Here is a 24,780-nt window from a genome sequence, read left to right as displayed (position 1 = left end):
AGGAAAGCTTAATCGCTTTCCTCAATCCCACTTAGAACCATATCTACGAAAATACTTGCTACCTCTTTGTCTGAAACAGGTCCGTCTGGTTTATACCACTGATAGGTCCAATTCGTAATTCCAAGAATTGCAAAAGTGACAATACCAATGTTAAGGTCGGTTCGAAATTCTCCGTTTTCAACGCCCTGTTTTAATAGGTCCTGAAAATAATAGCGAATTTGGTCTCGTTTCGGCAGAATTTTAGATAAGTTCTCTTCTTTCAAATTCTTCATTTCACGGAAGAAAACCCGTGCGCTATTCCCCTCAAGCTCAACATTATGAATAAGCATATACACCATGTCATATAGCTTTGTTCTACAATCTTTCGACATATCCTCTAGAATTTCCTTTTGCTGCTTGATCATGCCGTCGATATAAGAAGAATGGATATCCATTAATAATTCTTCTTTACTCTTAAAGTAGTAGTAAAACGTTCCCTTCGTTACACCTATAGCATCCACGATATCTTGAATCGACGTTTCACTAAATCCTTTTTTCTCAAATAATTCAATACTTTTTGCAGTTAGTTTGTGCTTCATGGCAGTACCCTCTCAATCTATCAATGATCATTGATTTAGATTATATCACATGGAGGTTACTCCTATGCACACCTATACTTGACGGGCTTCTTCTCTAATTGATCTTCTTAAAATTTTACCAACGCTTGTTTTAGGAAGTTCATTACGGAACTCTACCATTTTTGGAACTTTATATGGCGCCATTTGATCTTTACAGTAAGAAATTACTTCTTCTTCTGAGAGTGTAGCACCAGGTTTTTTTACGATGACGGCCTTCACTGTTTCACCGCGGTATGGGTCTGGCACACCAACAACAACAGCTTCCATAATACTCTTATGCTCATATAGAACTTCTTCTATATCCCGAGGGTAGATGTTATACCCACTTGCGATAATTAAATCCTTTTTCCGATCAATGATATAGACATATCCATCCTCATCCATTTTTGCTATATCTCCAGTAAATAGCCAACCATCTCGAAGCGTATTTGCTGTCTCCTCTGGCATGTTCCAGTAACCTTTCATTACCTGAGGGCCTTTAATTACAATCTCTCCTGATTCACCAAATGGAACTTCCGTTTTTCCTTCTCCAAGATCTACAATCTTGTATTCTGTGGAAGGAAATCCTATACCAACACTTCCCGGCTTACGTTCTCCAAATGGTGGATTAACATGTGTAGTTGGAGCAGATTCGCTTAAGCCATATCCTTCTAAAATCTTAGCGCCAGTTTTTCTCTCAAATTCTTTCATTAATCCTACTGGCATCGGTGCACTCCCGCTATTACAGGTTCGAATACTATCAAGATTAAAATTCTCAGCATTCGGATGATTCGTGAGTGCAACATACATTGTCGGCACACCAGGGAACAATGTTGGCTGTTCTTTTTCAATCGTTTCTAAAACCTCATTTACATCAAATTTTGGTAGTATGACACTTTCAGCCCCGATTCGAATTGATAAATTCATGCAGGACGTCATTCCAAATACATGAAATAGTGGAATAACAGTCAAACATTTTTCTTTACCGAAAGTAAACTCATCTTTAAAGAATTCTAGGCTTTGCTCCACATTTGCGACTAGATTGCGATGAGTAAGCATAGCACCTTTGCTTCTTCCAGTTGTTCCGCCAGTATATTGAAGAACTGCTATATCTTCTTTAGGATCGATTGAAACGGGTTGAAGAGTTTCTGTAGTACTCTGAATAAATTGTTCGAAGGTATAATCCGGATCAACAGGACCCGCGTCAGGTTGAAGAGATACAACAATGACATTCTTTACATTTGTTTCATCTTGTATCGCTTTCAACCTTGGATAAAGCGCATCATAAATGACAATGGTTTCTGCTCCAGAGTCAGCCAATATGTATTGTAATTCACGTTCTACAAGCATTGGGTTAATTTGAGTAATAATACCACCCGCTTTTAGTACACCATAATAACTAATTGGAAACTGAGGGCAATTGGGTAGCATAAGGGCAACTCTGTCTTTTTGCTTCATTTGAAAGGTGTTCTGTAATGCAGATCCGAATGCTGTAGAAAAATGCCCTAACTCTCGATAGGTTACTTTCTTATGGTAAAACGATAGAGCCACATTGTCAGGATAATCTTCAACTGTTTGATTTAACATGTCTGGGAGTGAAACGTTAGGAATATCAATAGTTCTAGCTATTGACTCAGGATAATGCTTGAACCAACTATTTTTTGCGTTCATGCTTCCACCTCCGGATAATTAAAACGTTAAACCTCCACCATCAACGAGAAGGCTTGTTCCTGTGACATATGATGCTTCATCTGAGACTAGGAACAGTACAGCATTAGCGATTTCTTCTGGTTGTCCAACTCTTTTAAGTGCATTAGCTTTGGAGATAATGGGCCATTTGCGATCGTCCTCTTTCCATGGCGTAACAATATTCGTGTCAATTACCCCAGGACAAACTGCGTTAACACGAATGTTTTTCGCTCCATACTCAAGGGCAGCATTTTTAGTAAGCGTTATGACACCACCTTTTGAAGCGTTATAGGGAGCCATATACTTCTTTCCTTTGAACCCAAGCAGACTTGATGTATTAACGATAGCGCCGCCATTTCTCTTTTCCATTGCCGGAATAGCATACTTCATACCCATAAAAACGCCTTTTAAGTTAATTGAAACAACACGATCCCACTCGTCAACCGATATATCGACTAACTTTACTTCTTCATTACTCACTCCGGCATTATTGAAAAAGATGTCGAGACCACCGTACTGCTTTTCACATTCTTCTACAAGCGCTTTCATATCTCCTTCCATTGACGTGTCAGTTCTTACAAAAATGGCATCTCCCCCCATTTTTGTAATCTGATCGACAGATTCTTCACCTGACTCAGCATGGATATCGGAGACAACCACCTTTGCTCCTTCGCTTGCAAAACGAAGTGCAGTTGCTCGACCGATACCTCCTCCACCTCCAGTTACAATGGCTACTTTATCTTGAAGTCTCATCAGATCCTCCTTAAACTCGTTCTAGAATCGTAGCGATTCCCTGTCCACCACCAATACAAGCTGTAACAAGCGCATATTTACCATCTCTTCGTTCAAGTTCATAAATTGCTTTTGTTGCAAGAATGGCTCCTGTGGCTCCTAATGGATGTCCATGAGAGATGGCTCCACCATTCACATTTAATTTCTCAGTGTTCATATTCAATTCACGATCGCAGGCAAGCACCTGTGCAGCAAAAGCTTCATTAACTTCAATCAGATCCATATCTTCAAGTGATAATCCTGCTTGCTCCATAACTCTTCGCGTTGCAGGTACTGGTCCGATTCCCATAATATTAGGATCAACACCACTAACAGCATACGCTTTTATAATCGCAAGTGGCTTTAAACCAAGGTCTTCTGCCTTCTCTCGAGACATGACGATGACTGCAGAAGCAGCATCATTTAAACCTGAGCTAGAACCTGCCGTAACGGTTCCACCTTTCTTGAATGCAGGAGGTAGCGTAGCTAACTTCTCGAGCGTTGTTTCAGGTCTAGGATGTTCATCCTTAGAAACAACAATAGGATTTCCTTTACGAACAGGTACACTAACAGACGCAATCTGAGAGTCAAAGTAGCCCTCTGCCATCGCTTTCCCCATACGTTCTTGACTACGATGTGCAAATTCATCTTGCTCTTCACGAGATATTTCATATTTCTCAGCCAAGTTTTCAGCAGTAATGCCCATTGGGGGGTCCCCAATTTCATCTGGTGAAAGCCTTGATTTCATAAACCGTGGTGGCATTGTACTATAAGGTTTAGATGGCTTTTCCATTAAGTATGGTGCTTGACTCATACTTTCAGCTCCGCCCACCACGTAAACATCACCATCACCTGCTTTTATAGCCTGTGCAGCTAGATTAATAGCATTCAATCCTGATCCGCACTGTCGATCAATCGTTAATCCTGGAATCGTTAGTGGAAGACCTGCCTCAAGTGCTGTTAACCTTGCGATATTTCCGCCACCGCCTATTACATTACCAAAAATAACATCATCAATGCTTTCAACTTCTAGTTTAATACGGGCTATAGCTTCCTTAAGGGCAATTGCTCCAAGTACATGGGCAGGAATACTAGCAAATGCTCCTCCCTGTCTACCAATAGGTGTTCTTACTGCAGATACAATTACTGGATCACGATTCATTTCTAATGTCCTCCTTTACTTTTACATTGCATGCTGACCACCATCGACGATTAGAATATCTCCCGTTACATAATTGGAAGCATTTGATGCTAGGAATAGAGCAGCTCCTTTTAAATCATCATCCGAACCAAATCGATTTAGAGGAGTCGATTCTAGCATTTTCTCTCCACCCGCTTCGATTAATCCTTTTGACATTTTCGTTGGGAAGAAACCTGGTGCAATCGCATTTACATTAATGTTATATCCTCCCCACTTCACTGCAAGATCCTTTGTAAACGTAATGACAGCGCCTTTACTCGTGTTATAGCCAATCGCATCCATGTATCGTGGATCCGCCCCACCAAGTCCTGCCACCGACGCTATATTAATGATTTTACCGCTTTTCTGCTTAATCATTTCTTTCCCTGCTGCCTGTGCAAAAAGGAATGTACCTGTTACGTTCACTTCCATTACTTTATGCCATGCCTGTAAGGGCATTTCAACGACAGGTGCTCCCCACGAGGCACCACTGTTATTTACAAGAATATCAATCTGACCTAACTCTTTCATTGTTTCGTCAACCACATGTTGAACGTGTTCTTGATTTGTCACATCACACTCAAACGCAAGTGATCTAACTCCCTTGCTTTCTAACTCATCACGAACAGCCTCACACGCTTCCAATTTTCTTGAACAAACAACAACATTTGCCCCAGCTTCAGCGAACCCTTCGGCAATTTGCTTACCGAGACCCCTTCCACCACCAGTCACAATTGCTGTTTTACCTGATAAATTAAACAATTCCATAACGTTCATATTGTATTCCCCCTTGGCTAGCTATACTTTTTCAGTTCTTGTCTCGCGATTGCATTACGATGTACTTCATCCGGTCCATCTGCAAGCCTTAATGTTCTAGCATTTGCCCAGTGTGCAGCAAGCGTGTAATCATTACTTACTCCAGCTCCACCAAACGCTTGAATAGCACGGTCAATTACCTGTAGTGCCATATTAGGTGCTACTACTTTAATCATTGCGATTTCTGCTTTTGCCTCTTTATTTCCAACTGTATCCATCATATGAGCCGCCTTAAGTGTTAAGAGTCTTGCTTGCTCGATTTCAATTCGGGAATCAGCAATCCACTCTCTCACAACACCCTGATCAGAAATCTTCTTACCAAAAGCTTCTCGACTTTGTACGCGCTTACATAAATCCTCAAGTGCACGTTCAGCTGTCCCGATCAAACGCATACAGTGATGAATTCGTCCTGGCCCAAGTCTTCCTTGCGCAATTGCAAACCCTTTTCCTTCTTCCCAAAGCATATTAGAAGCAGGTACTCGTACATCTTTGTATTCAATTTCTGCATGACCATGTGGTGCATGATCATAGCCAAATACAGGAAGAACTCTTTTAATCGTTACACCCTTTGTATCAAGTGGAACTAAGATCATTGATTGTTGTTCATGTTTCGCAGCAGTCGGATCGTTCTTACCCATGACAATGGCGATTTTGCACCTTGGATCTCCAGCACCAGATGACCACCATTTAGTGCCATTAATGACGTATTCATCACCATCTCGTTCAATTCGAGCCTGAATATTCGTCGCATCTGAAGAAGCAACATCAGGTTCTGTCATCGAGAAGCAGGAGCGAATTTCACCAGCAAGTAAAGGTTCGAGCCATTGTTGTTTCTGTTCTTCAGTACCGTAACGAACAAGTACTTCCATATTACCTGTGTCTGGTGCAGCACAATTAAAAACTTCAGGTCCAATCATTGAACGGCCCATCACTTCACATAATGGAGCGTATTCAGTATTCGTAAGGCCTGCACCATATTCACTTTCAGGTAGAAATAGATTCCATAAACCAGCATCTTTTGCCTTCTGCTTCAGCTCTTCCATAATAGGGGGAATATCTGACCATCGACTTCCCTGATTGGAAAGCTGCTCTTCATACACTTTTTCGTTCGGATATACATGGTCATCCATGAATGCCTTTACTTTTTCCAGGTAAGAATGGCAACGCTCTGAATAGTCAAAATTCATTCTTATTCGTCTCCTTATACCCGATATCTAACTAACCGGTTGGTATGTTCTTACATTTAGTATAAATATATCTTTCGGAATATTCAATACATTTATTGAAAATTAAAATCCAGTTGGCCAATTAGCTAATTTCCTTTCGCTCTTTGATCCGTTTTTATAACAAGCAAGCTCCAAAGTTCGTGCAAGAAAAATTCGAGTTTCACCAGGATCAATGACATCATCAATCAGATGTTTTGCCGCAGCTTTATATGGAGAACTATCAAAACTCCACTTTTCTAAAAGCTTTTCCCGTTCGAACTTAGGATTCTCAGCTTCCACTAACTCTCTGCCATAAACGACATTAATTCCAACTTCAGGTCCAGTGAAATTTATTTCTGCAGAAGGCCAGGCGACAACGAAATCCGCTCCCATCGTTGGACCACACATATTTCCATACGCAGCTCCTACGCTTTTCCGTATAATGACAGAAATTTTGGGCACTGTTGACTGAGCTAGAGCCTGGTTCCACATCATGATTTTGGTAGGTATTTTCCTCTTTTCTGCATCAGAACTTACCCTGAATCCTGGTATGTCATGTAGAAAAATTAACGGAATATGAAAGGAGTCACAGAGACAAATAAAGTCTGTTGCTTTTTCACACTCTTCTTTGCCAGCTGCACCTGCATAATACAATGGCTGGCTTGCTATAATCCCAACAGACCTACCGTTTATCCTAGAAAGCAGGGTAAGAAGAGCAGGACCATATAAAGGTTTCAATTCTAAAAAATCCCCTTCATCTACCAGCTCCTGAATCACCTTCTTCATGTTATAGGCACGGTTTCGCTTCTCAGGAACGATCGATAGAACTTCATCCACTCTTCTCTCCGTAAAGTCGTGTGTAGTTTTCAATGGGGGTTCCTCTTCCCTGTGTGAAGGAAGGTAACTCAAGAACTTTTTAAGTTGAGCAATGCATTCTTCTTCAGTTGTTGCGGTTTGATCAATTTGCCCGGTATACTTTTCATGAACTTTCACACCACCCAATTCCTCTTCATTAACTTTCTCACCAGTTGCAACTTCAAGCATCCGAGGCCCGGCTACCGCCATACACGTTCCTTCCAATTGTGTTACAAAATCTGATGACACAGCAAGCCAGGTAGGTCCTCCAAAGCTATCTCCTAAGATCGCTGAAACCATTGGAACCTCACGATTGTGCGTTAGCATTTCTTGTGGAAAAAGCTTATCACTTATTCCGTCAGAACCCATTCCATCAGGCATCCGAAGACCTCCCCCTTCACTCAAATTCACAATTGGTAAGCCACGTTTTAATGCATAGGAATGAGCTGCTTTCGTTTTGCGAATATGTACAGCTCCCTCAGTTCCTGCGAACACTGTTTTATCACCTGCTTGAACAACAACCGGCCGTCCATCAACGCGTGCAGTTCCACAAATTACTCCATCACCAGAGCTTTTCCCTTCTAAACCAGGAATTTCAGATACATTTAGTTTTCCGAACTCAAGAAATGAACCTTCATCAACAAGTAGTTTAATTCTTTCTCTCGCCGTCTTTTTCCCTTGAGCGTGGAGAGCATCAATTTTGCCTTGACCACCCATTAGTTCCGCTCTGTTTCTACGTTCCTGCAACTCTTCTACATAACCTTTCATAACAGCAAACCTCCAAATTAGTATTAATGAACGGCTCTTTCTTCAAAGATTGTTGCTTTTGAAAGAATTTTTGTATAAAGAATCAAATTTGGCTGATTGGGCGGAAATCCCCCGCCTCACTCTTATAGCAACAAAGTATACGAAAAGAGCCTAATGAAAAGATTACTAGGTTACATTTAACTAAACATACTAACCATACAGTATGTTTGGTTTCTATCATACAGGTATATGTTTAAACTATTCAATGCTAATTTCGAGTTTTAATTTAATTAAAATGGGAATTCTCTCTTTATGAATTTGAAAGGATGGATAGAAATGAACCAAAATTTATATTACTTAACGCAAGAGTATGAAAAATTCACCGATGAATGTAAAGGTGACAGTGTTCCAGAATTTGTAGAGAATTTTATTTATGGATCAATGGAATACAACGATGTAAACCTTCCTAAATTAACCGAAGAAATGAGTAAGCAGGCCCAGAATAAAGAACCAGAAGAATTCAAAAGAGCTTTTGATGAAATGCTTCTGTACCTTAGGGACCGTTTTGTAGCATTGGATCCGTATAAAAAATACTGGCCACTCCATTACCGTGAAGGAGTAAGTGCTTTTGTTGCGATGATTGATGGGCTTGTCGTACAATACTTCTCAGGTCTTTATTCTGTAGACGATTTAAAAGAACGTACTCCTCTTTTTGCTGCCATAATTTTGAACGGATTTAACGGAGTCAACGAAAAGAAATATAGTGCATTATCTTCAGATTAAAAAAGATCTTGCCGACGTCGGCAAGATCTTTTTCCTTTAAGATTGTAAACGATAAACTTGTGAGTATTTCTCTTCTAAGTACTGTATAAGATATTTTGCATTAAGTCCTTCGCCAGTAATATCCTTAATTATTTCGATTGGCTGTTTAAGCTTGCCGTACTGATGAATATTTTTTGTTAGCCATTCTTTAATAGGTAGCATATTTCCTTCTTCAAGAAGTTCATCAAAATTAGGAAGATCTTCTAGCATTGCATTCTTGATTTGTGCAGCGTAAATATAACCAAGTGCATAAGAAGGGAAATAGCCAAACGAGCCACCTGACCAATGCACATCCTGAAGGACACCAACTCCGTCGTTATCAGGAGTAATACCGAGGTATTCTTCCATTTTCTCATTCCATATTTGTGGAAGGTCCTTCACTTCTATTTCGCCATTTATAAGGCCTTTTTCTATTTCGTATCGAACCATAATATGAAGGGCATACGTCATTTCATCTGCTTCAATACGGATTAAGGATGGACCCGCTACATTTATCGCACGATAATAATCTTCAAGCGATACGTCATCAAACTGTCCTGTTGAATAACTCTTTAACGTTTCGTAATTTTTCTGCCAGAAGGACTTATTCCGGCCAACAAAGTTTTCCCAGAAGAGAGACTGGGATTCATGTATTCCCATGGATGTTCCAGAACAAAGTGGGGTGCCAATTAACTCAGGTGAAATATTCTGTTCATACAAGGCATGACCACCCTCGTGTATGGTGCCAAATACAGCTGTTCGGAAATCACTTTCATCATACTTAGTGGTAACGCGCACATCACCAGGATTTAATCCTGTGGCGAAAGGATGGACTGTTGTATCGAGACGACCGGCGTTGAAATCATAGCCCATTCCCTTAAGAATATCCAAGCTGAATGCCTTCTGTTTTTCCTGTGGGAAATGACTATATAAGAAATCTGTTTTAGGCTTATCACTCGCATTTACAACCTGTTGAACGAGAGGCACAATATGCTCACGCAATTGATTGAATACACGATCGATTACTTTTACTGTGACACCTGGTTCGTATAGGTCAAGAAGCGTGTCGTACTTATTCTCTCCATATCCCCAATACTCTACAAATTTTTGGTTAAATGCTACTAGTTTTTCAAGATAGGGACGGAACAATTCAAAGTTTGACTGTTCTTTAGCTTCTTCCCAAATTGTTTCAGCCTTGGAACTTAGAATTACGTACTCAGAATATTCCTCTGCAGGAATCTTAATATTTCGATCATATTCTTTTCGACATTCTTCTACTGTTTTACGAGTTCGATCACTTAAGTTATTTAGTACGTCTTCTTTTGTAAGTTCATCAAGATACGACTTCATCTCATTTGATACCGACATCTCAAATACTTCTGAAGACATCATACCAATCACTTCTGAACGCTGCTCAGCTCCTTTTTTAGGTGCACCAGTTCTGAGGTCCCAGTACATTAAGCCAATCGCTTCATTAAAACTCGTCATTTTTTTAACATAGTCAAGAAAGTGTTGTTCTGTTTGCATTAGATCAATTGCCATTACTATTCCACCCTTTCAAATTGGTCGTAAACTAGTATAGTTCATTCGACACTTCTCGTTTCATTATGTAAAGATTTGTCGGAAGTTAAAAAATTCAAAAACAAAGGATTCTCAAAATCTCATGTTATTCTTTGGATAAGCAAAATAGTTCAAGGAGGGATTCAGATGTCAGTACAGGATCTGATTAACGCATTCAATGAGGTAAAAGGAAGAAAGCCAACTACCGCAGATGAATTACTCGACTTTGTACAAGTAAATTACTTACAAGGTACTCTCTCTTTAAATGAGTATCAAAACTACTTTAAAGAACTTCACGCACAGGGTGCAAAAAAACCTGATTACTTTCCTCGTGAAGAATTGAAAGCCTTTTAATCTCTCCTGTTCTATCCTACCATAAGCTTACAATATAACGCACATAAGAAGACATGGGCTTATCCCATGTCTTCTTCTATTTACAGTTGCAATTACACCCCAATTGAATTAAAAAATGCAACGGCCAAACTAATCAAGACGAAAATTAGAATAATCGTCAAAATAAATATTACAACAAAAATCCAACCTGCAACCTTGCGCCCTGTTTGTATTAAATAGATTCCAAGGGGTAGAAAAGTAAAGAAAAATCCTAGTATCCCCCAAAGCCATGGATTTTTGCCGTGTTTAGGTGCGTCAATTACAAGAAATATAGCGATCGCGATGGGTATAATAAACCCAACAAATTCCATGTGGATATCCTCCTTTCGTATGCACTATTCTACGACAGGATACCTTAATTTACTTTACTCGTCTACATTCCCTACTAACTCTTCTTTATTTAAGATAAATTGGTTAAAAGCACCGATGGCTACTAATTTCTTACCATTCCAAATTTGTGTTTGGTAAACGGAGAACAAATACCAATTTTTTCTCGTCGTATTATTTTCAACATATGGAACAATGGCTAGATCAACCCCGATTTCGATAAGAGCATTTTGATCTTTCTTCAACTGTTTTCCTATCCAATTACTGTAGTCTTCTTGACCTGGATTCGTAAAGAAAAGAGCAGTCGCAAGTAATCCAAAAATAATCAGAAACTTATTTCTCATAAAATCCTCCTTTTATACAAGCCTATTCTTACTATATACGAGTTTTATTGTTTAAATGTTCTTTAAAGGTGGGTACAATCAAGTATATCCCATTATTTACAAGGAGGAATTCATTTGAGACAGCATCGCATTAATACTTTGAAGCAGGGTGAACATTATTCAGCAAAGGAATTAGATAGTTTTGTATCTACTACTGACGTTGTATTGCTTTCTAGTAACGCATCTCAACTTTTTTCGGATCCTGAACGAGAATATAAAGTTGTCCATGAAGTAGAAGGTTTTTTTGAACATTCTTCAGATGATGGTGAGAAATACTTTCGAGATAAACGTGCATATGTGGTTGAAAAGGTATAAAAAAATCAGCATCCTGCATTTTTAGCAGGATGCTGATTTTTTATTTAGTCTGTTTTAGTAGACATTGTTGTAATAAGAGTAGTGGTTGATTTCCACTCCAGCCCGCTTCTCGCGTGGCGTGTGGTGAGCCGCCTCGACGCGCTTAAGCCGCACATGTGAGGTCTCACCTGTACTGCTAATACCGCAAGAGTTATTTAGTCGTTCTTAGGAGGTCTTGGACCAAAGAACTGGTAATAATGGGTTTTAATATCACCATTATAAAGCTTTCGGTTTTTCGTTGCTCTTTTGCCGTAAACTTCTTGAAAACGTGGGTGAGACGTAAGAATGTAAACAGACCATGTGTCCAGGCGCTCACGGAACGCTTTGCCCATTTTACGATACATATCTTCTACTTCTTCACGTTCACCAAGACGTTCCCCGTATGGAGGGTTTCCAATAAGGGTTCCATAATCAAATCTTGAGCTAACGTCGGTCACTTGCATCTGTTTAAACTGAATCAAATCTGCAAACCCAGCTTCTAGAGCATTGTTTTTTGATAGATCAACCATTTTGGGATCAAGATCACTTCCAAAAATATGAAGAGGTTGATCATATTTCGCTAGATCTTCTGTTTCAACCATTGCTTCTTCCCAGCGTTTCTGACCAATCCATTCCCAATCTTCAGAAGCAAACTCACGATTGAATCCTGGGGCAATGTTCTGACCAATCATAGCAGCTTCAATCGGAAGTGTACCAGAACCACAGAATGGATCAATAAACGGTTTATCAGCGTTCCAATTTGTTAGCATGATCATCGCTGCAGCCATTGTTTCTTTAAGAGGAGCTGCACTATGCAAATAACGATATCCTCTTCTATGCAATCCTGTACCACTTGTATCAATTGTTAGTACCGCTGTATCTTTATGGATAGCAACCTCTATTTTAAATAAAGGGCCATCTTCATCAAACCATGATACATTGTATTTTTCCTTCAAACTTTCCACGATCGCTTTTTTCACGATAGCCTGGCAGTCAGGTACACTATATAAAGTTGATTTAACGGACCGTCCACTTACCGGGAACTCCGCATCTACAGGTAGTAAATCTCCCCAAGGTAGTGCTTTTGTTGCTTCGAATAGCTCATCGAAAGATGTTACCTTAAATTCTCCGACTTTTAGCTTTACACGATCAGCTGTTCTTAACCAATAATTTGAACGACAAATACCAAGCTCATCACTTTCATATGTTACCTTACCATTGTCAACGCGAACATTTTCAAATCCTAGATCTTTAACTTCACGAGCAACCAATGATTCGAGCCCCATGGTGGCCGTTGCAATTAATTCATATTTCGCCATCTTTTCAACTCCGATCGTTGTTTGATCTCGTTTTATGTACTATTACATCTACTTACATATTACAGCAATTCATTTCGACTTGTTTGAATTTGTTTTCTTATACTTTAACCGTTTCCTAGCATAATCTATTCATAACGTACAAAAAAGCCCCATAAGGGCTTTTCATCAAAGATGATAACGTTCTGTAAGCCATGTTCTGTTCCATCGTACTGCGAACGGGTCTCCCCTCGTACTCAGGTGGTAATCATCTATCTCCAGGTGCGTCCTCGCCACCTGGCTCTCTCTCCGTTCAATTCCTTCGAGAAAGCTCCCCTACCATAATTTGGGTTTCTCGCTCGTGGGGTTTACCTCGTTCCACTCTTAATGTTTCCATTAAGACTTCGTCACTGTGGCACTTTCAGAGTATTCGGGCCATATCCGTTAAGAACTTAGGCCGTTTCCCCGCCGTTAGCCCATAAATGGACTACCCTGACTTATTGTTTCATCAGGCACGAACACTACGATCATCTCAGATCGTGCGAGCATGGACTTTCCTCTATATAATGCTTATATGCAACATACAGCGATCACCCGAACGTTATCATTATTAGGACAGCAAAAGCAATTATATCTTATATATCACTTTCGTGCAAGAGTTCTTGTCTAATCGGTTAAATGGTACATTTATTATTATAATACGGTGAGTGAAATTTATCAAATGGATAAAAAAACCACCCTATTATGGGCGGCTTATTCGTAAAGCTTACTTCCGAAAACGTGCTTCTCTAAATTTGAAAGTCGTTTTAAAATATCATAGTTTGTGTTACCTGGTTGCGTTTGGGAACGTGTCTGCTGACGTTTTTGTTGCTCTGACATGCGATCCATTTCTCTTCTAAGCCGGGTATTCTCCTGGCGAAGTTGTTCGATGTCATTTTCAAAACGTTCATAGTCCTTAATTACAACATCTAGAAACTTATCTACGTCATCTTGGTCATATCCACGAAATCCACTTTTAAAATCTTTTTCAAGAATGTCTTTTGCTGTTAATTGAGTCGGTTGTTGCTCTGCCATTTTATCACCTCTATATGTATGCAGTTATCTTCTTTTATTTTATTCTTCCAAAAGACCTTCATCTTGTCAATTGGAATCTGTTTAAATAATGCTACTGGCTGTAAAAATCGGGGTTACTTTCACGCAAATCCTGTTCCAGCAAATCAAGATCAATAGGTGTAATGGTAAAAACTTCGTAGCTTGGATCATTTCTCTGTCTGTTTTTGCTCTCTTTCAAGTAAAAATCTGGTGAACCTGGTGTATCTTCATCGTATAGAACGAGCATTGCGTCACTTTTTCTGACTAAAAATTCATTTTTTGCTTTTAATTGGCCTGGGTTTTCGTAAGGTCTACTCGTAATTGACTCGACGAAATCAGCTTCCGCCATAATCATATTATAATATTCCTGAGTAGGCTCTTTCCACTTACTCTCCTGTTCAAGGAATGGCGTTAACACCGCTAACTTAAGATCAGGGTATTCTTCTCGAAGATCAAGAGCTGTTTCTCCTGCCCAAAGTTCAACGCCAGTTTGACCACTAATTAAAATCCATTCATAGTCCCTCTCCTCAATGAGCTGTAACATTCTCATACGGAGTGCTGCCTTAATAATGGGTAATCCAGGATGGTCATCGTTAAAAATGCCGAGTTCGTGAGCTTTATATCCAGTAACAAGCAAAACGTTCGCCATTCTAACACCTCCTATGTAAAAACGAACTGGAAATCCAGTTCGTTTCATTATACCTTTACTATCTTCGTTTTTGTGCTGGACTAACCTGACCTGGACCTGGACCTGGCATTCCGCTGCCATACTGTCCTTGCATAGCACCTGCTACTTGGGAAGGATTTGTAGGTCCATACCCAGCGGGCATAGCTCCAGTTGGACGCGGTGGTGGGTAATTGTTCGTATGTGATGCTAATACTTCATTCGATTCAGTTAATGGATAACTGTGATTGTGCTCATACATGTGGTGATGGACATTCTTAATATGAGTAGGATGAATATGATCTACATTGTGTTTGTAATAATGATTCTTTACACAACACTTTGTTGGATATACAACTGGACTTGTTGGGCATGGACCTCCTGGCCCTGGCCCTGGCATAGCAGGACTAACTTGCCCTGGCATGCCACCTTTCATTGCTGGACTTACCTGCATAGGCATATTTGCATTTGGACCCTGCATTGCTGGACTTACCTGATTTGGCATATTCGCATTAGGTCCCATGCGGTGACGATGATGAAACATAGTGTAGGTTCCCCCTTATTAATTTGGTGAATTCCCTACTAGCCTATGTAGCACGCATAGTACATGTACTGTGTATTCGTCCTCATTTTACAATTGCCTAACGTAAAAGGGAGCCTATTTTTGGAGGACAACTTCAGAATCACTGTAAGTCTGAGCTGACTCACTAATTTGACTCATAACAACCACTGTTAATGCAATAACCATAAAAAACATGACCATAATAATTTGTTTCAATTTCCATCTCTCCATTACATTAAAACTTAATCACTTTTTGATTAAAACTAACAGAAACTTCAATATACTATTCAAAGTTACAACAAGAGACGACAATTGTAAACGGCGTTTCAACAAGTTAACACACATAAATCGTCGAATAATTGTTCATTATGCGCTTACCCGGGGAATAATTACGGATAAACAATCTATTTCCTACCAAAAACGAGGTTATCTCGGGCTATTCGCTCTCTTATTTCCTGTTCATAATTATCCTTTAAGTCTAGTTTGTCAAAGAGCTTAAGGCACAGTTCCGCGGTCATCCGAGCATCATTTAAGGCATGGTGTCTCTCATGGCGTTCAATGTTTAATTTCCGAATCAAGGAATCGAGTTGCGGATTGCTATTCGGAAATATTTCTTTTGCCAGTGCCTCAGAATCAAGATAAGGTGGCAAGTAATCAGGTAAATCCCACTTTTGAGCGAGTGTTTGCAGGAAATAAACATCAAATTTAACAGGATGGGCAATTAATGTTGTTCCTCTACTAAACGTTATAAAATCATCTAACGCTTCGATAAATGTCCATCCTGCCTTAATTTCTCCAATTGAAAGACCAGTTAGCTGCCTTACGAAGCGAGGTACTTTATGAATCGGTCTTACTATTCGATAGAACGATTCCTCTAAAATACATCCTTCAATAAGATCAATTTTAACAGCACCAATCGAGATCACTTCATCTCCAAGTGCCGGATAAAAGCCTGTTGTCTCAAGATCAAACACCGTAAAGTAACGACTACTTGATTCTTGATAAGACTGTAATGAATTTGTTAAATTTGCGAAAGCCGGCGTGGATTGGTTACTTCTAATCCGTTTCTTCCATCTAATTCTGTCATATATATAATAGCGTAATAACTTAAACCCAATCGAAGACATTGTTAAATACTCCGATTCCTGCGGAAGCTCAATTCACTTACTTGCTGCATTCGCTTAGCAACGAGTAAAGCTTCCCTCATTTTTCTTCTTTCTTCCTTTTCCCATTCGATCGGCCGAACTAAATTCGAAATTTCTATTCCATTATTCAACTGGTAAAGGTTTTGCCTAACACGAAACGTGTAAAGATAATGAAGAGCTGTTTCGATATTAATGACATCGCGGTGATGGAATATCTCTTTTCTCTTCAATTCATGCAGTCTTTTAATGGTATTAACTTCCTCTACTCCATATTTCATCGCAAAGATACGAATACCATTTACAATTTGCATGATAGCGGCTTTTTTCAAATCAAGCGTTTTTTCTTTTCCTCGGAGTTGGATTTTCCCTAAAGGATTTAGAGGTACGCGGAAGCGAACGGTATCTTTCATCAACAACATCTGAAGTGTTTGAGCTCTTCTAATGCGCTCAGTTATTCGGCTTCTTAATGTTCGTGACAGATCAAAATCACCATAGACTGGTCTGAAATCCATAAATATTGTGAAATTACGTATTTCTTCAGCATCCGTTTCAGTGATCCATCGGTTCACTTCCTTTTGCCAATTGGATAACGACCGTCGCCATTTAGGGTTCTTCGCCATTATGCCACCATCACATTCAGGCAATCCACAAGTTGTCAGCATGGTATTTATCTTTTCAGAAAAAACGCTGAAATAAGTTTCGATTTCTGCTTTATGTTCAAGATGTTCATAGTCATCAATAATTAATCCATTATCTTGATCCGTACTAAAAGCTTGTTCTTTTCTACCTTCACTCCCCATTACGATAAAGCAAAAGTTTACTGGAGCACGCCCATAACCTTCCTGCATCATTTGTTTTTCTGCAAGTAAGATTACTCGTCGATGCATTTCATCGTTATAGTTAGACATCATTTCGCATATTTCGTATCCAAGCGTATTCGCTTCAAGCAATTCCTGTATAAATGATCGAAACTCTTGATGGATGGGTGGAGATAAATTCATAATTTCGTCTAATTCTTTTGCCCTAGATAATCTATAAGAAAGATCTAAATAAGCTGATTCCTGAATACCAAGAAATGATTTTGCTGAAACCATTCCAACAAGTCGATCACGCTTTACAACTGGTAAAAGTGAGACTTTATGATATTTCAAATACGCAAGCGCTTCATAGCTGAACGCATCTTCTTCAACTAAGTTTGGTTTTTGATACATCCATTTGTGTATAGGATCTTGGAACTGTCCTCTTGTTAGTGCACTTATAATCTCAAGTGGGGTAACTGTTCCTAGTACACTTTCACGATCTTCACTTACAATTACACCATCGTAATTGTTCGTTCGAAATAGCTCAGCTGCTTCAAGTACTGTATATGTCGGCGGAATCGTTACCATAGAATCCATAATGGAGCTTACACGAGTCCGATAAAGTGCGATATTTTCTCCATCTGCTTCCCTGTCCCGCTCTTGCTTAATCTCATCATAAAGACTTCTCATTCGTTCACCGATTGTATCAAGTACATTATGTGAAAACGCAGGATTTTCGGTCATGATTTTAAGCATAACTTCTTTTTTAATGCGTATAACCTGACAGTCTTCATTTGCTTGTACAGAAAAAGTCATTGATTCATCTGTTAACATAATCATCAAGCCAACTAGATCACCAGGGTAATAAAACCGCATCGTCGTCTGCTGACCGTTTGCTTTATGAACAATGTTTTTTGCTATTCCTGATACAAGTAGAAAGAGCGTATTCGTATCTTCATCTTCGTGGTAAAGAAATTCGCCTTTTTGGTAGGTGGAGAAATGAGCAGATACCATTAACTGTTCAATTTCAGCATCACTAAGCGAATGAAATGGTTCCTTTTTCTTTAATACATCATAGAAATCCTGCATGACAACCTCCTACCGTTAACGAGATTCTTTTTGTTCAATTCTCTCGATTCGTTTCATATATTGTAGTCGTTCCGATTCTTCTTTATCTTTAAGGATACGTTTTTTGTTTTTCCATTTTTGATAACCCGATAATGCATAATAAAGAGCTTTCTCATAATCTCTCTCTTTATGTTCAAAGTACTTGGCAAGCTCAATATCGCTCTCCTCATCATTCGTTGATTCGGAAAGATCCTCCCAGATAAGAATCGCTTTATCTAGGCTTCCCTGTTTTTTATATATACGTGCAAGAGCTTTCCTCGCTTCCCGTTCATGACGACCCGTTGTTTGCTTATATAACTGTGCTGCATGGTCTTCTTCTCCAACGGCTTCCCACCAACGAGCTGACTGGAATTGTTCAGCTGCTGATAAGGACTTCCCTTCATGATCAAGAAGGAGGTTAGACATTCGAATATATAGCGTAATTAAAGACAAAATATCCTCTTCGTTATGCTTGAGTACACCAGCAATCAATTCTGGATCTGGATCTTTCACGAATTCGAAATAAAGCATTGGAGCTAGATAACCGGGTATATCTTCATTCCGTGTAAAACCTAGCTGCTGTTCTTCTACGTTCGCGAGTCTAACAGATTCCATCTCATTTTTCCAGAAACGACGCGCGCCGTGCAGAAGATCAAAATGACCAAATTGTGGTAATTTAGGAACCTGTTCACGAATGAGCGTGTGCCTAGTTTTCACCTGTGGCCAATCAAAAGCTTTGCCATTATACGTTACTAAATTCTTCAATTCTTTAACATCTTCCAGAAATGCCTGGTACATAGGAACTTCTGCCCCTGGACTTGGGAGGAAATATTGATTTACTGAGATACCTTTTTCGGTATACTGGCTATATCCCAGTAAGAAAATCGTATTACCAACTCCTCCACCTAGACCAGTTGTTTCGGTATCGAAAAACAGTAAATCTGATGGGTTGAGATGCTTAGACGAAAGTGGATGGCTTCGATGAAAGCTATTCCAGCGCTCGACAACATCTTCAAGTTCTTGAAATACATACCGTCCGTGTTGATATGTTTTAGGATATTGTTTGGTTCGAACGAATGCATACTCGCCATCCAAGAAAAAAGGACTTGCATCAAGATCACGCCATTTTTGAAGATGTGGAACAGAATGAACAGGCTGGTCCACTATGTGTGGCGCCTCTTCTCCTTCACCAAGGTTCATATGCTTTTTCATTCGATTTAATTTACCCTTCCGTGACATCAGAATGCTCTCCTCTTAAGTATTCAAGTAAGTAGCGGGCAGTTTCTTTGCTATTCTCTCCTGTTTCTCCTGAAACACCTACGCACGACGGACAACCACTTTCACATTCACAACCAACTACAATTGATTCAGCTTCTTTCAGAATGAGTCCTAGTTCTTGATAGACACGTTCAGAAAGACCAATTCCACCAGGATATCTATCATAGAAGAAAATGGTAGGTTTATTAGAGTGTATGGCTTTGATTTGAGGTGTTACGTGAAGATCAGATACATCACACATTACAAAGAGTGGTGCAACATTACGTAGCACGTTACCAAGACCTAACAACCCTTCTTCTAATCGATTTTCCCCCATCGTTTGAACAAAGCTTTCCGGAAATTCAAACCAGCAGGCGTTTGTATGCAATTCTTCTTCTGGTAAATGGATAGGTCCTGAGCCGATATTCTCATGTGTTTCGAATTTTATCTTCTTAAAGATCGTGGCCATTGCGTTGACCATCACTTCCCCGTAAGTAGCTGTAGTATGTGGAAGTTGATCATGCTGATCTTCCTCAAGAACCTTAAGCTGGACGGCAAGATTAGCGTCAGTGTAGTAGTCCACATCAACTTCACGCACCCAGGCTTTCTTTTCCTCATAATCAAGCAATTCAACCTGATATTGCACACCTTGATGAAGATAAATAGCTTCCTCATGTAGTAAAGTCATAGCACTAAACCTGTCCATTTCCCCAATAACTTTCACATTTGCTGCTGTCGTTTGATCTATAATAACCACATTTTCTTGTGATGCAGAACGAAGGCTAACGTTATGTGCTGGAAAAGCATCATTCATCCAAAACCATCTGTCTGCTCGATGATGGAGCAATTGCTCTTCTGTTAAAAACTCAAGCACATCTTCTACATCTTCACCGCCAAATGTATCACCCTGTTTAAATGGTAATTCATATGCCGCACATTTTACGTGATCGACTAGAATAATTAAATTATTCGGATTCACGCGAGCTTCTTCTGGATTGCGTTCAAAAAAGTAGTCTGGATGAGTAATCATATATTGATCTAATGGACTTGAACTCGCAACAACAAAGACTACCGATTCATCCTGCCTACGACCTGCTCGTCCAGCTTGCTGCCAGGTGCTCGCAATTGTACCTGGATAGCCTGTCAGAACACATGCTTGAAGCTGACCTATATCTACGCCTAGTTCAAGTGCATTTGTACTAACAACACCTTTTATCTTCCCATTACGAAGCCCCTGTTCAATCTCTCTTCTCTGTTTAGGGAGATATCCACCACGGTATCCCATAATGGACCTTGGACCTAGCTCCCGCTGTTCTAGTTGCTGCAAATACTTTAACAGAATTTCAACACGTACCCTACTTCTTGCAAATACGATGGTCTGAATATTGTTCCTTAATAGTTCAACAGCAATATTCCTTGCTTCTAGCGTTGCTGATCGCCTGATATTAAGAGCTTGATTAACAACAGGTGGATTGTATAATACAAAATGCTTCCGACCTGTAGGTGCACCATTATTATTAATGAGCGTAATCTCTTCGCCAGTAAGCTCTTCTGCAAGTTCCTTAGGGTTTGCAATTGTGGCTGATGTACAAATGAAAATTGGATTGCTTCCGTAAAAGCTACAAATTCGTTTTAACCTTCTTATCACATTTGCTACATGACTTCCAAATACTCCTCGGTACGTATGAAGCTCATCGATAACGATCACTTTTAAATTTTCAAAAAGGGAAACCCACTTTGTATGGTGGGGGAGAATGGCAGAATGAAGCATATCCGGGTTTGTCATGACAATGTGCCCAGCTTTACGTACGATTTGCCTAATTGTTGGGGATGTATCTCCGTCATATGTGTACCCTTTTAAATCTACTTCCATTTCATCAATAAGCTCATTGATTTCACTTTTCTGATCCTGAGCGAGCGCTTTCGTTGGAAACAAGTACAGAGCTCTGCTTGACGGATCTTTCAAAATCGTATCAAGGACAGGGAGGTTGTAGCATAACGTTTTGCCAGAAGCAGTTGGTGTCACAGCTACAAAACTATTCCCTTCAGTTGCCTCTTCGTAAGCAGTTGCTTGATGTGTATACAATTCATTAATTCCTCTGTTTAATAGAGCCTCTCGTAAAACAGGTGCCACACCTTTAGGGAATGGTGCGGTTTTTGCTTCTTTCGGTTCAATTGTCTTCCATGTGACGATATTCGATTTATACTTTTCCTCGTGCTGAAACATGTCCAGTAGCTGAGGGAGTTTCTTCTTTCTTTCCATCCGATCACCTCAAAAAATTGTCTACTTCTATTGTAGCGAATACGCGTTCGAATGGATACCGTTTTGATTTAGAATGCCTTTCCACTATTGTGAAAGTATGTACCGAAATACCCGATCTACTTCTTCATAATCAACAGAAAGAGGACTCCCTAGTTTTTGACTTTTTTCCTTTAAATCGTCTAACTTAAATTGAATGTAAGATATAAGCAGAGCTGGGTTTCCCAGAGTCTTTCTAGCAAGTAACGCTAAACATTCATTATGTATGACTGTATTCATCTGAAATTCATTCACTAAATCTTGAAAAGACAGAGATGGCATTTCGTTATACGCATAAATCCATTCTCCGTACAATACTGATTTCAAAGAATAGAGAAGTAGCTTCTGTTTCTTTTGCTGTTCATATGTTTTCAAATTGGTGTGCCCCATCTTAACATAATGAAATGTGAGCGTCTTTGACGAGAAATAGCGCTTTGCAAGTTCTCTTACTATCTCTACTTCCTTGCCACACCTATAAACAACTGGAGAAGCAAGCCACTCGTGGAGAGATGGATTTGATTTCGTTAGTAGTTGAAGCGCTTTTCGAATATCCCAACCGTGCATTTCAATATTCTTAGTCTTCACTTCCAAAACATCACTTTTCGTATAAATAGACAGATACCAGTCAGAAGGATGGCTATATATGAAACGAATATCATAATCACTTTCATCCGTTTCATATCCAAATGCTCTGCTTCCATTATCACACGCATATAACACTTTGATATTTCTTTTCATTTCAATAGCTTTAATTTGTGCATTTAAGTCAATCATCTCACTACCTCCTTAGTTAAGAAAAAGCTATCAGAGGTATCCCTGATAGCTTCTGACCTATTTATAATTCCTTGATTAGTTGCTCAACATTTGTTGCAGGTAGTGAACAGCTAAAGTTCTCACAAACATAAATCGAAGTTTGTCCTGATTTCTTAAATTCAGAAGCAAATGGCGCAGCTTCCTTTAGTAACTCAGGATCTTTTGTACCAATACTTGTAAGCTCTGGTAAAAACGATTGTTGTAAAAACCTCTCCATTTTCACTCTGTTTTCATCGTCAGGCTCCCCAACGATAACCACCTCTTTTGGTGAAGACACAGTAAACAGTTTACTCATTAGAAAGTAGGCATGTCCACTTGAATAGGAAGTAACATCCCCAGAAAAAGCCGTAAACATCTGATTCGTCCATTCATCGTACTTCATTTCACCTGTCATCTTTGATAAACGAAGAAGCTGAAGGGCTGCAACACTGTTACCCGATGGGAGTGCACCATCGTGCACATCTTTTGGGCGCGCAATCAATTCATCTGCATCATGGCCGTACAAGTAGAATCCACCACTTGTCTCATCCCAAAATAAATGATGCATCTCATCTGCAAGCTTTTTAGCTTTCAAAAGAAATTTCGGCTCGTATGTTGCTTCATAAAGTTCATTTAAGGCCCATAAACCATATGAATAGTCATCATGATACGCTTTGAATTTGACTTCCCCTTCTCTAAAGCGTGCCATTAACCTGCCGTCAACAACAAGATTTTCCTCTATGAATTCGTAGGATTGTTGAGCTGTTGTCAGATAGGAAGGGAGATTAAAAACTTTGCCAGCTTTAGCGAATGCCGCAATCATTAGCATATTCCAGCTTGTTAGAATTTTATCATCTTTATGCGGATGAATTCGTTCTTCTCTCACATCAAATAATTTTCTCCGTGCTTCTTCAAGCTTATCTTCAAAATCTTCTTCAGTGCCATCAAACGACTCTTTCATTTTTGAAATGTTTGTATGAATTAAGTTAGGTATATTTTTACCTTCAAAATTACCTTTAGACGAAATATCAAACGTTCGATTATAAAGGGCGCCCAATTCATCACCAAGAATATCGAGAACTTCCTGTTCTGACCACACATAGAACTTGCCTTCTACACCTTCAGAATCGGCATCTTCAGCAGAGTAGAACCCCCCTTCAGCTCCTTTCATATCTCGTTCAACGTAATTAAGTACATCACATGCAATTTTCTTAAACCGCTCATTTTTTGTAACCTGATAGGCTTCTGTATAAGTTAAAACAAGCATCGCATTGTCATATAACATTTTCTCGAAATGTGGAACAAGCCACTCCTGATCGACAGCATACCTCGAAAATCCATAACCAATGTGATCATAGATTCCCCCGTTTGCCATGGCGTCAAGCGTTCTTGTAACCATCGTTAAGGCCAACTCGTTCTCATATTTCCGATAATAACGGAGCAAAAACATGAGCATGTGTGGAGAAGGAAACTTAGGAGACTGACCAAAGCCTCCGTAAATCGTATCGAAAGAGTTCTGCATTTGTTGGAAAGCTTTATGAAGCGCTTCCTCCTTCAATTCTCCACCTGCTGCATTCATCCGTTCTTGAAGAGAAGCTGTAATTTTATCTCCGATTCCTGTAATGCGTTCAGGGTTATCCCGATACTGCTGATACAACTGCATAATTGCATCTTTAAACCCGGGTAGATTGTATCTGCCCTCTTTCGGAAAATAAGTTCCAGCATAAAACGGCTTCTGATCTGGGGTTAAAAATACGTTCAACGGCCAGCCGCCCTGCCCAGTTAATCCCTGACATACTTTCATATAAATCGAATCAATATCAGGACGCTCTTCTCGGTCAACTTTAATAGATACAAACCGATCATTAAGTAATTGTGCTGTTTCTTCATCCTCAAAACTTTCTCTCTCCATCACATGACACCAATGACATGTGGAGTATCCAATCGATACGAGGACAGGCTTATTCTCTCGCTTCGCCTTTTCAAAGGCTTCCTCTCCCCATGGATACCAGTCAACTGGATTATGTGCATGTTGCAGGAGATAAGGAGATTTCTCATGAATCAGCTTATTTTCATAATCGTTCTTCTTATTACGATCGTCCATTGCTTCA

Annotated in this window: 23 protein-coding genes and 1 other RNA gene; 3 read left to right on the top strand and 21 right to left on the bottom strand. The window is 39.6% G+C overall.

The window, feature by feature from the left end; translation table 11 throughout:
* Positions 1-8 precede the first annotated feature (8 nt).
* From FBF83_RS00290 to FBF83_RS00260, 7 genes are all read right to left on the bottom strand, one after another.
* Positions 9-578: a TetR/AcrR family transcriptional regulator gene (locus FBF83_RS00290; protein ID WP_136945164.1), complete on the bottom strand. Its 570-nt coding sequence runs from the start codon at positions 576-578 to the stop codon at positions 9-11.
* Positions 579-650: 72 nt separating this feature from the next.
* The gene (locus tag FBF83_RS00285) at positions 651-2,267 is read right to left on the bottom strand and encodes a long-chain-fatty-acid--CoA ligase (RefSeq protein ID WP_136945163.1); all 1,617 of its coding nucleotides are present in this window, start codon (positions 2,265-2,267) and stop codon (positions 651-653) included.
* An 18-nt stretch (positions 2,268-2,285) separates the two neighbouring features.
* Positions 2,286-3,038 (bottom strand): SDR family NAD(P)-dependent oxidoreductase, encoded by a 753-nt coding sequence (locus tag FBF83_RS00280; RefSeq protein ID WP_136945162.1) that lies wholly within the window; start codon positions 3,036-3,038, stop codon positions 2,286-2,288.
* A gap of 10 nt (positions 3,039-3,048) precedes the next feature.
* Positions 3,049-4,218: a thiolase family protein gene (locus FBF83_RS00275; protein ID WP_136945161.1), complete on the bottom strand. Its 1,170-nt coding sequence runs from the start codon at positions 4,216-4,218 to the stop codon at positions 3,049-3,051.
* Positions 4,219-4,239: 21 nt separating this feature from the next.
* Positions 4,240-5,013 (bottom strand): SDR family oxidoreductase, encoded by a 774-nt coding sequence (locus FBF83_RS00270; RefSeq protein ID WP_136945160.1) that lies wholly within the window; start codon positions 5,011-5,013, stop codon positions 4,240-4,242.
* A 17-nt stretch (positions 5,014-5,030) separates the two neighbouring features.
* A complete protein-coding gene (locus FBF83_RS00265; protein WP_136945159.1) occupies positions 5,031-6,239 on the bottom strand; it encodes an acyl-CoA dehydrogenase in 1,209 nt (402 codons plus the stop codon).
* A 102-nt stretch (positions 6,240-6,341) separates the two neighbouring features.
* On the bottom strand, positions 6,342-7,880 hold the full coding sequence (locus FBF83_RS00260; protein WP_136945158.1) for an acyl-CoA carboxylase subunit beta: 1,539 nt from the start codon (positions 7,878-7,880) through the stop codon (positions 6,342-6,344).
* A 315-nt stretch (positions 7,881-8,195) separates the two neighbouring features.
* Here FBF83_RS00260 and FBF83_RS00255 point away from each other — a divergent pair, with 315 nt between their 5' ends.
* Positions 8,196-8,642, top strand: a complete 447-nt coding sequence (locus FBF83_RS00255; RefSeq protein WP_136945157.1) for a hypothetical protein — start codon at positions 8,196-8,198, stop codon at positions 8,640-8,642.
* A gap of 36 nt (positions 8,643-8,678) precedes the next feature.
* On the opposite strand, the gene FBF83_RS00250 is transcribed toward FBF83_RS00255, so the two are convergent.
* On the bottom strand, positions 8,679-10,202 hold the full coding sequence (locus FBF83_RS00250; RefSeq protein ID WP_136945156.1) for a carboxypeptidase M32: 1,524 nt from the start codon (positions 10,200-10,202) through the stop codon (positions 8,679-8,681).
* A 165-nt stretch (positions 10,203-10,367) separates the two neighbouring features.
* Here FBF83_RS00250 and yppF point away from each other — a divergent pair, with 165 nt between their 5' ends.
* Positions 10,368-10,574 carry a YppF family protein gene (yppF, locus tag FBF83_RS00245; protein WP_136945155.1) on the top strand — a complete coding sequence of 69 codons (207 nt, stop codon included), beginning with the start codon at positions 10,368-10,370 and terminating at the stop codon, positions 10,572-10,574.
* A 92-nt stretch (positions 10,575-10,666) separates the two neighbouring features.
* Here yppF and FBF83_RS00240 read toward each other — a convergent pair whose 3' ends face one another.
* A complete protein-coding gene (locus FBF83_RS00240) occupies positions 10,667-10,924 on the bottom strand; it encodes a hypothetical protein (protein WP_240687942.1) in 258 nt (85 codons plus the stop codon).
* A gap of 54 nt (positions 10,925-10,978) precedes the next feature.
* The gene (locus tag FBF83_RS00235) at positions 10,979-11,284 is read right to left on the bottom strand and encodes a DUF4359 domain-containing protein (RefSeq protein ID WP_136945153.1); all 306 of its coding nucleotides are present in this window, start codon (positions 11,282-11,284) and stop codon (positions 10,979-10,981) included.
* A gap of 114 nt (positions 11,285-11,398) precedes the next feature.
* Between FBF83_RS00235 and FBF83_RS00230 the strand changes: the two genes are divergently transcribed.
* Positions 11,399-11,638 (top strand): hypothetical protein, encoded by a 240-nt coding sequence (locus FBF83_RS00230; protein WP_136945152.1) that lies wholly within the window; start codon positions 11,399-11,401, stop codon positions 11,636-11,638.
* Between the two features lie 194 nt (positions 11,639-11,832).
* Here FBF83_RS00230 and FBF83_RS00225 read toward each other — a convergent pair whose 3' ends face one another.
* The 11 genes from FBF83_RS00225 to FBF83_RS00175 all read right to left on the bottom strand — a co-directional run bounded on the left by FBF83_RS00225 (position 11,833) and on the right by FBF83_RS00175 (position 24,773).
* Positions 11,833-12,975, bottom strand: a complete 1,143-nt coding sequence (locus FBF83_RS00225) for a THUMP domain-containing class I SAM-dependent RNA methyltransferase (RefSeq protein ID WP_136945151.1) — start codon at positions 12,973-12,975, stop codon at positions 11,833-11,835.
* Between the two features lie 180 nt (positions 12,976-13,155).
* Positions 13,156-13,553: RNase P RNA component class B (gene rnpB / locus FBF83_RS00220), an RNA gene on the bottom strand.
* A 151-nt stretch (positions 13,554-13,704) separates the two neighbouring features.
* Complete coding sequence (gene gpsB, locus FBF83_RS00215) at positions 13,705-14,025, bottom strand: cell division regulator GpsB (protein WP_048309322.1); 321 nt, start codon at positions 14,023-14,025, stop codon at positions 13,705-13,707.
* Positions 14,026-14,116: 91 nt separating this feature from the next.
* Positions 14,117-14,692, bottom strand: coding sequence for an SLOG family protein (locus tag FBF83_RS00210; RefSeq protein ID WP_136945150.1), 576 nt, complete (start codon positions 14,690-14,692; stop codon positions 14,117-14,119).
* A gap of 58 nt (positions 14,693-14,750) precedes the next feature.
* The gene (locus FBF83_RS00205) at positions 14,751-15,251 is read right to left on the bottom strand and encodes a CotD family spore coat protein (RefSeq protein WP_136945149.1); all 501 of its coding nucleotides are present in this window, start codon (positions 15,249-15,251) and stop codon (positions 14,751-14,753) included.
* A 422-nt stretch (positions 15,252-15,673) separates the two neighbouring features.
* Entirely contained in the window at positions 15,674-16,396 is a 723-nt protein-coding gene (locus tag FBF83_RS00200) for a PolC-type DNA polymerase III (RefSeq protein WP_136945148.1), read from the bottom strand.
* 2 nt (positions 16,397-16,398) lie between these two features.
* On the bottom strand, positions 16,399-18,303 hold the full coding sequence (locus FBF83_RS00195) for a DUF294 nucleotidyltransferase-like domain-containing protein (RefSeq protein WP_136945147.1): 1,905 nt from the start codon (positions 18,301-18,303) through the stop codon (positions 16,399-16,401).
* Positions 18,304-18,318: 15 nt separating this feature from the next.
* The gene (locus FBF83_RS00190; RefSeq protein WP_136945146.1) at positions 18,319-19,560 is read right to left on the bottom strand and encodes a ribonuclease H-like domain-containing protein; all 1,242 of its coding nucleotides are present in this window, start codon (positions 19,558-19,560) and stop codon (positions 18,319-18,321) included.
* Positions 19,544-21,841, bottom strand: a complete 2,298-nt coding sequence (locus FBF83_RS00185) for a DEAD/DEAH box helicase (protein ID WP_136945145.1) — start codon at positions 21,839-21,841, stop codon at positions 19,544-19,546. Before FBF83_RS00185 ends, FBF83_RS00190 begins: the two co-directional genes overlap by 17 nt.
* An 84-nt stretch (positions 21,842-21,925) precedes the next feature.
* Positions 21,926-22,651, bottom strand: a complete 726-nt coding sequence (locus FBF83_RS00180; RefSeq protein WP_136945144.1) for a DNA polymerase beta superfamily protein — start codon at positions 22,649-22,651, stop codon at positions 21,926-21,928.
* Between the two features lie 61 nt (positions 22,652-22,712).
* The gene (locus FBF83_RS00175) at positions 22,713-24,773 is read right to left on the bottom strand and encodes a thioredoxin domain-containing protein (protein ID WP_136945143.1); all 2,061 of its coding nucleotides are present in this window, start codon (positions 24,771-24,773) and stop codon (positions 22,713-22,715) included.
* Between the last annotated feature and the right edge of the window lie 7 nt (positions 24,774-24,780).

Source organism: Guptibacillus hwajinpoensis, assembly GCF_005144865.1.
Lineage (GTDB): Bacteria > Bacillota > Bacilli > Bacillales > Guptibacillaceae > Guptibacillus > Guptibacillus hwajinpoensis_A.
Note: the sequence above shows the minus strand (reverse complement) of the source record. Positions and strands in the feature narration are given on the sequence as shown.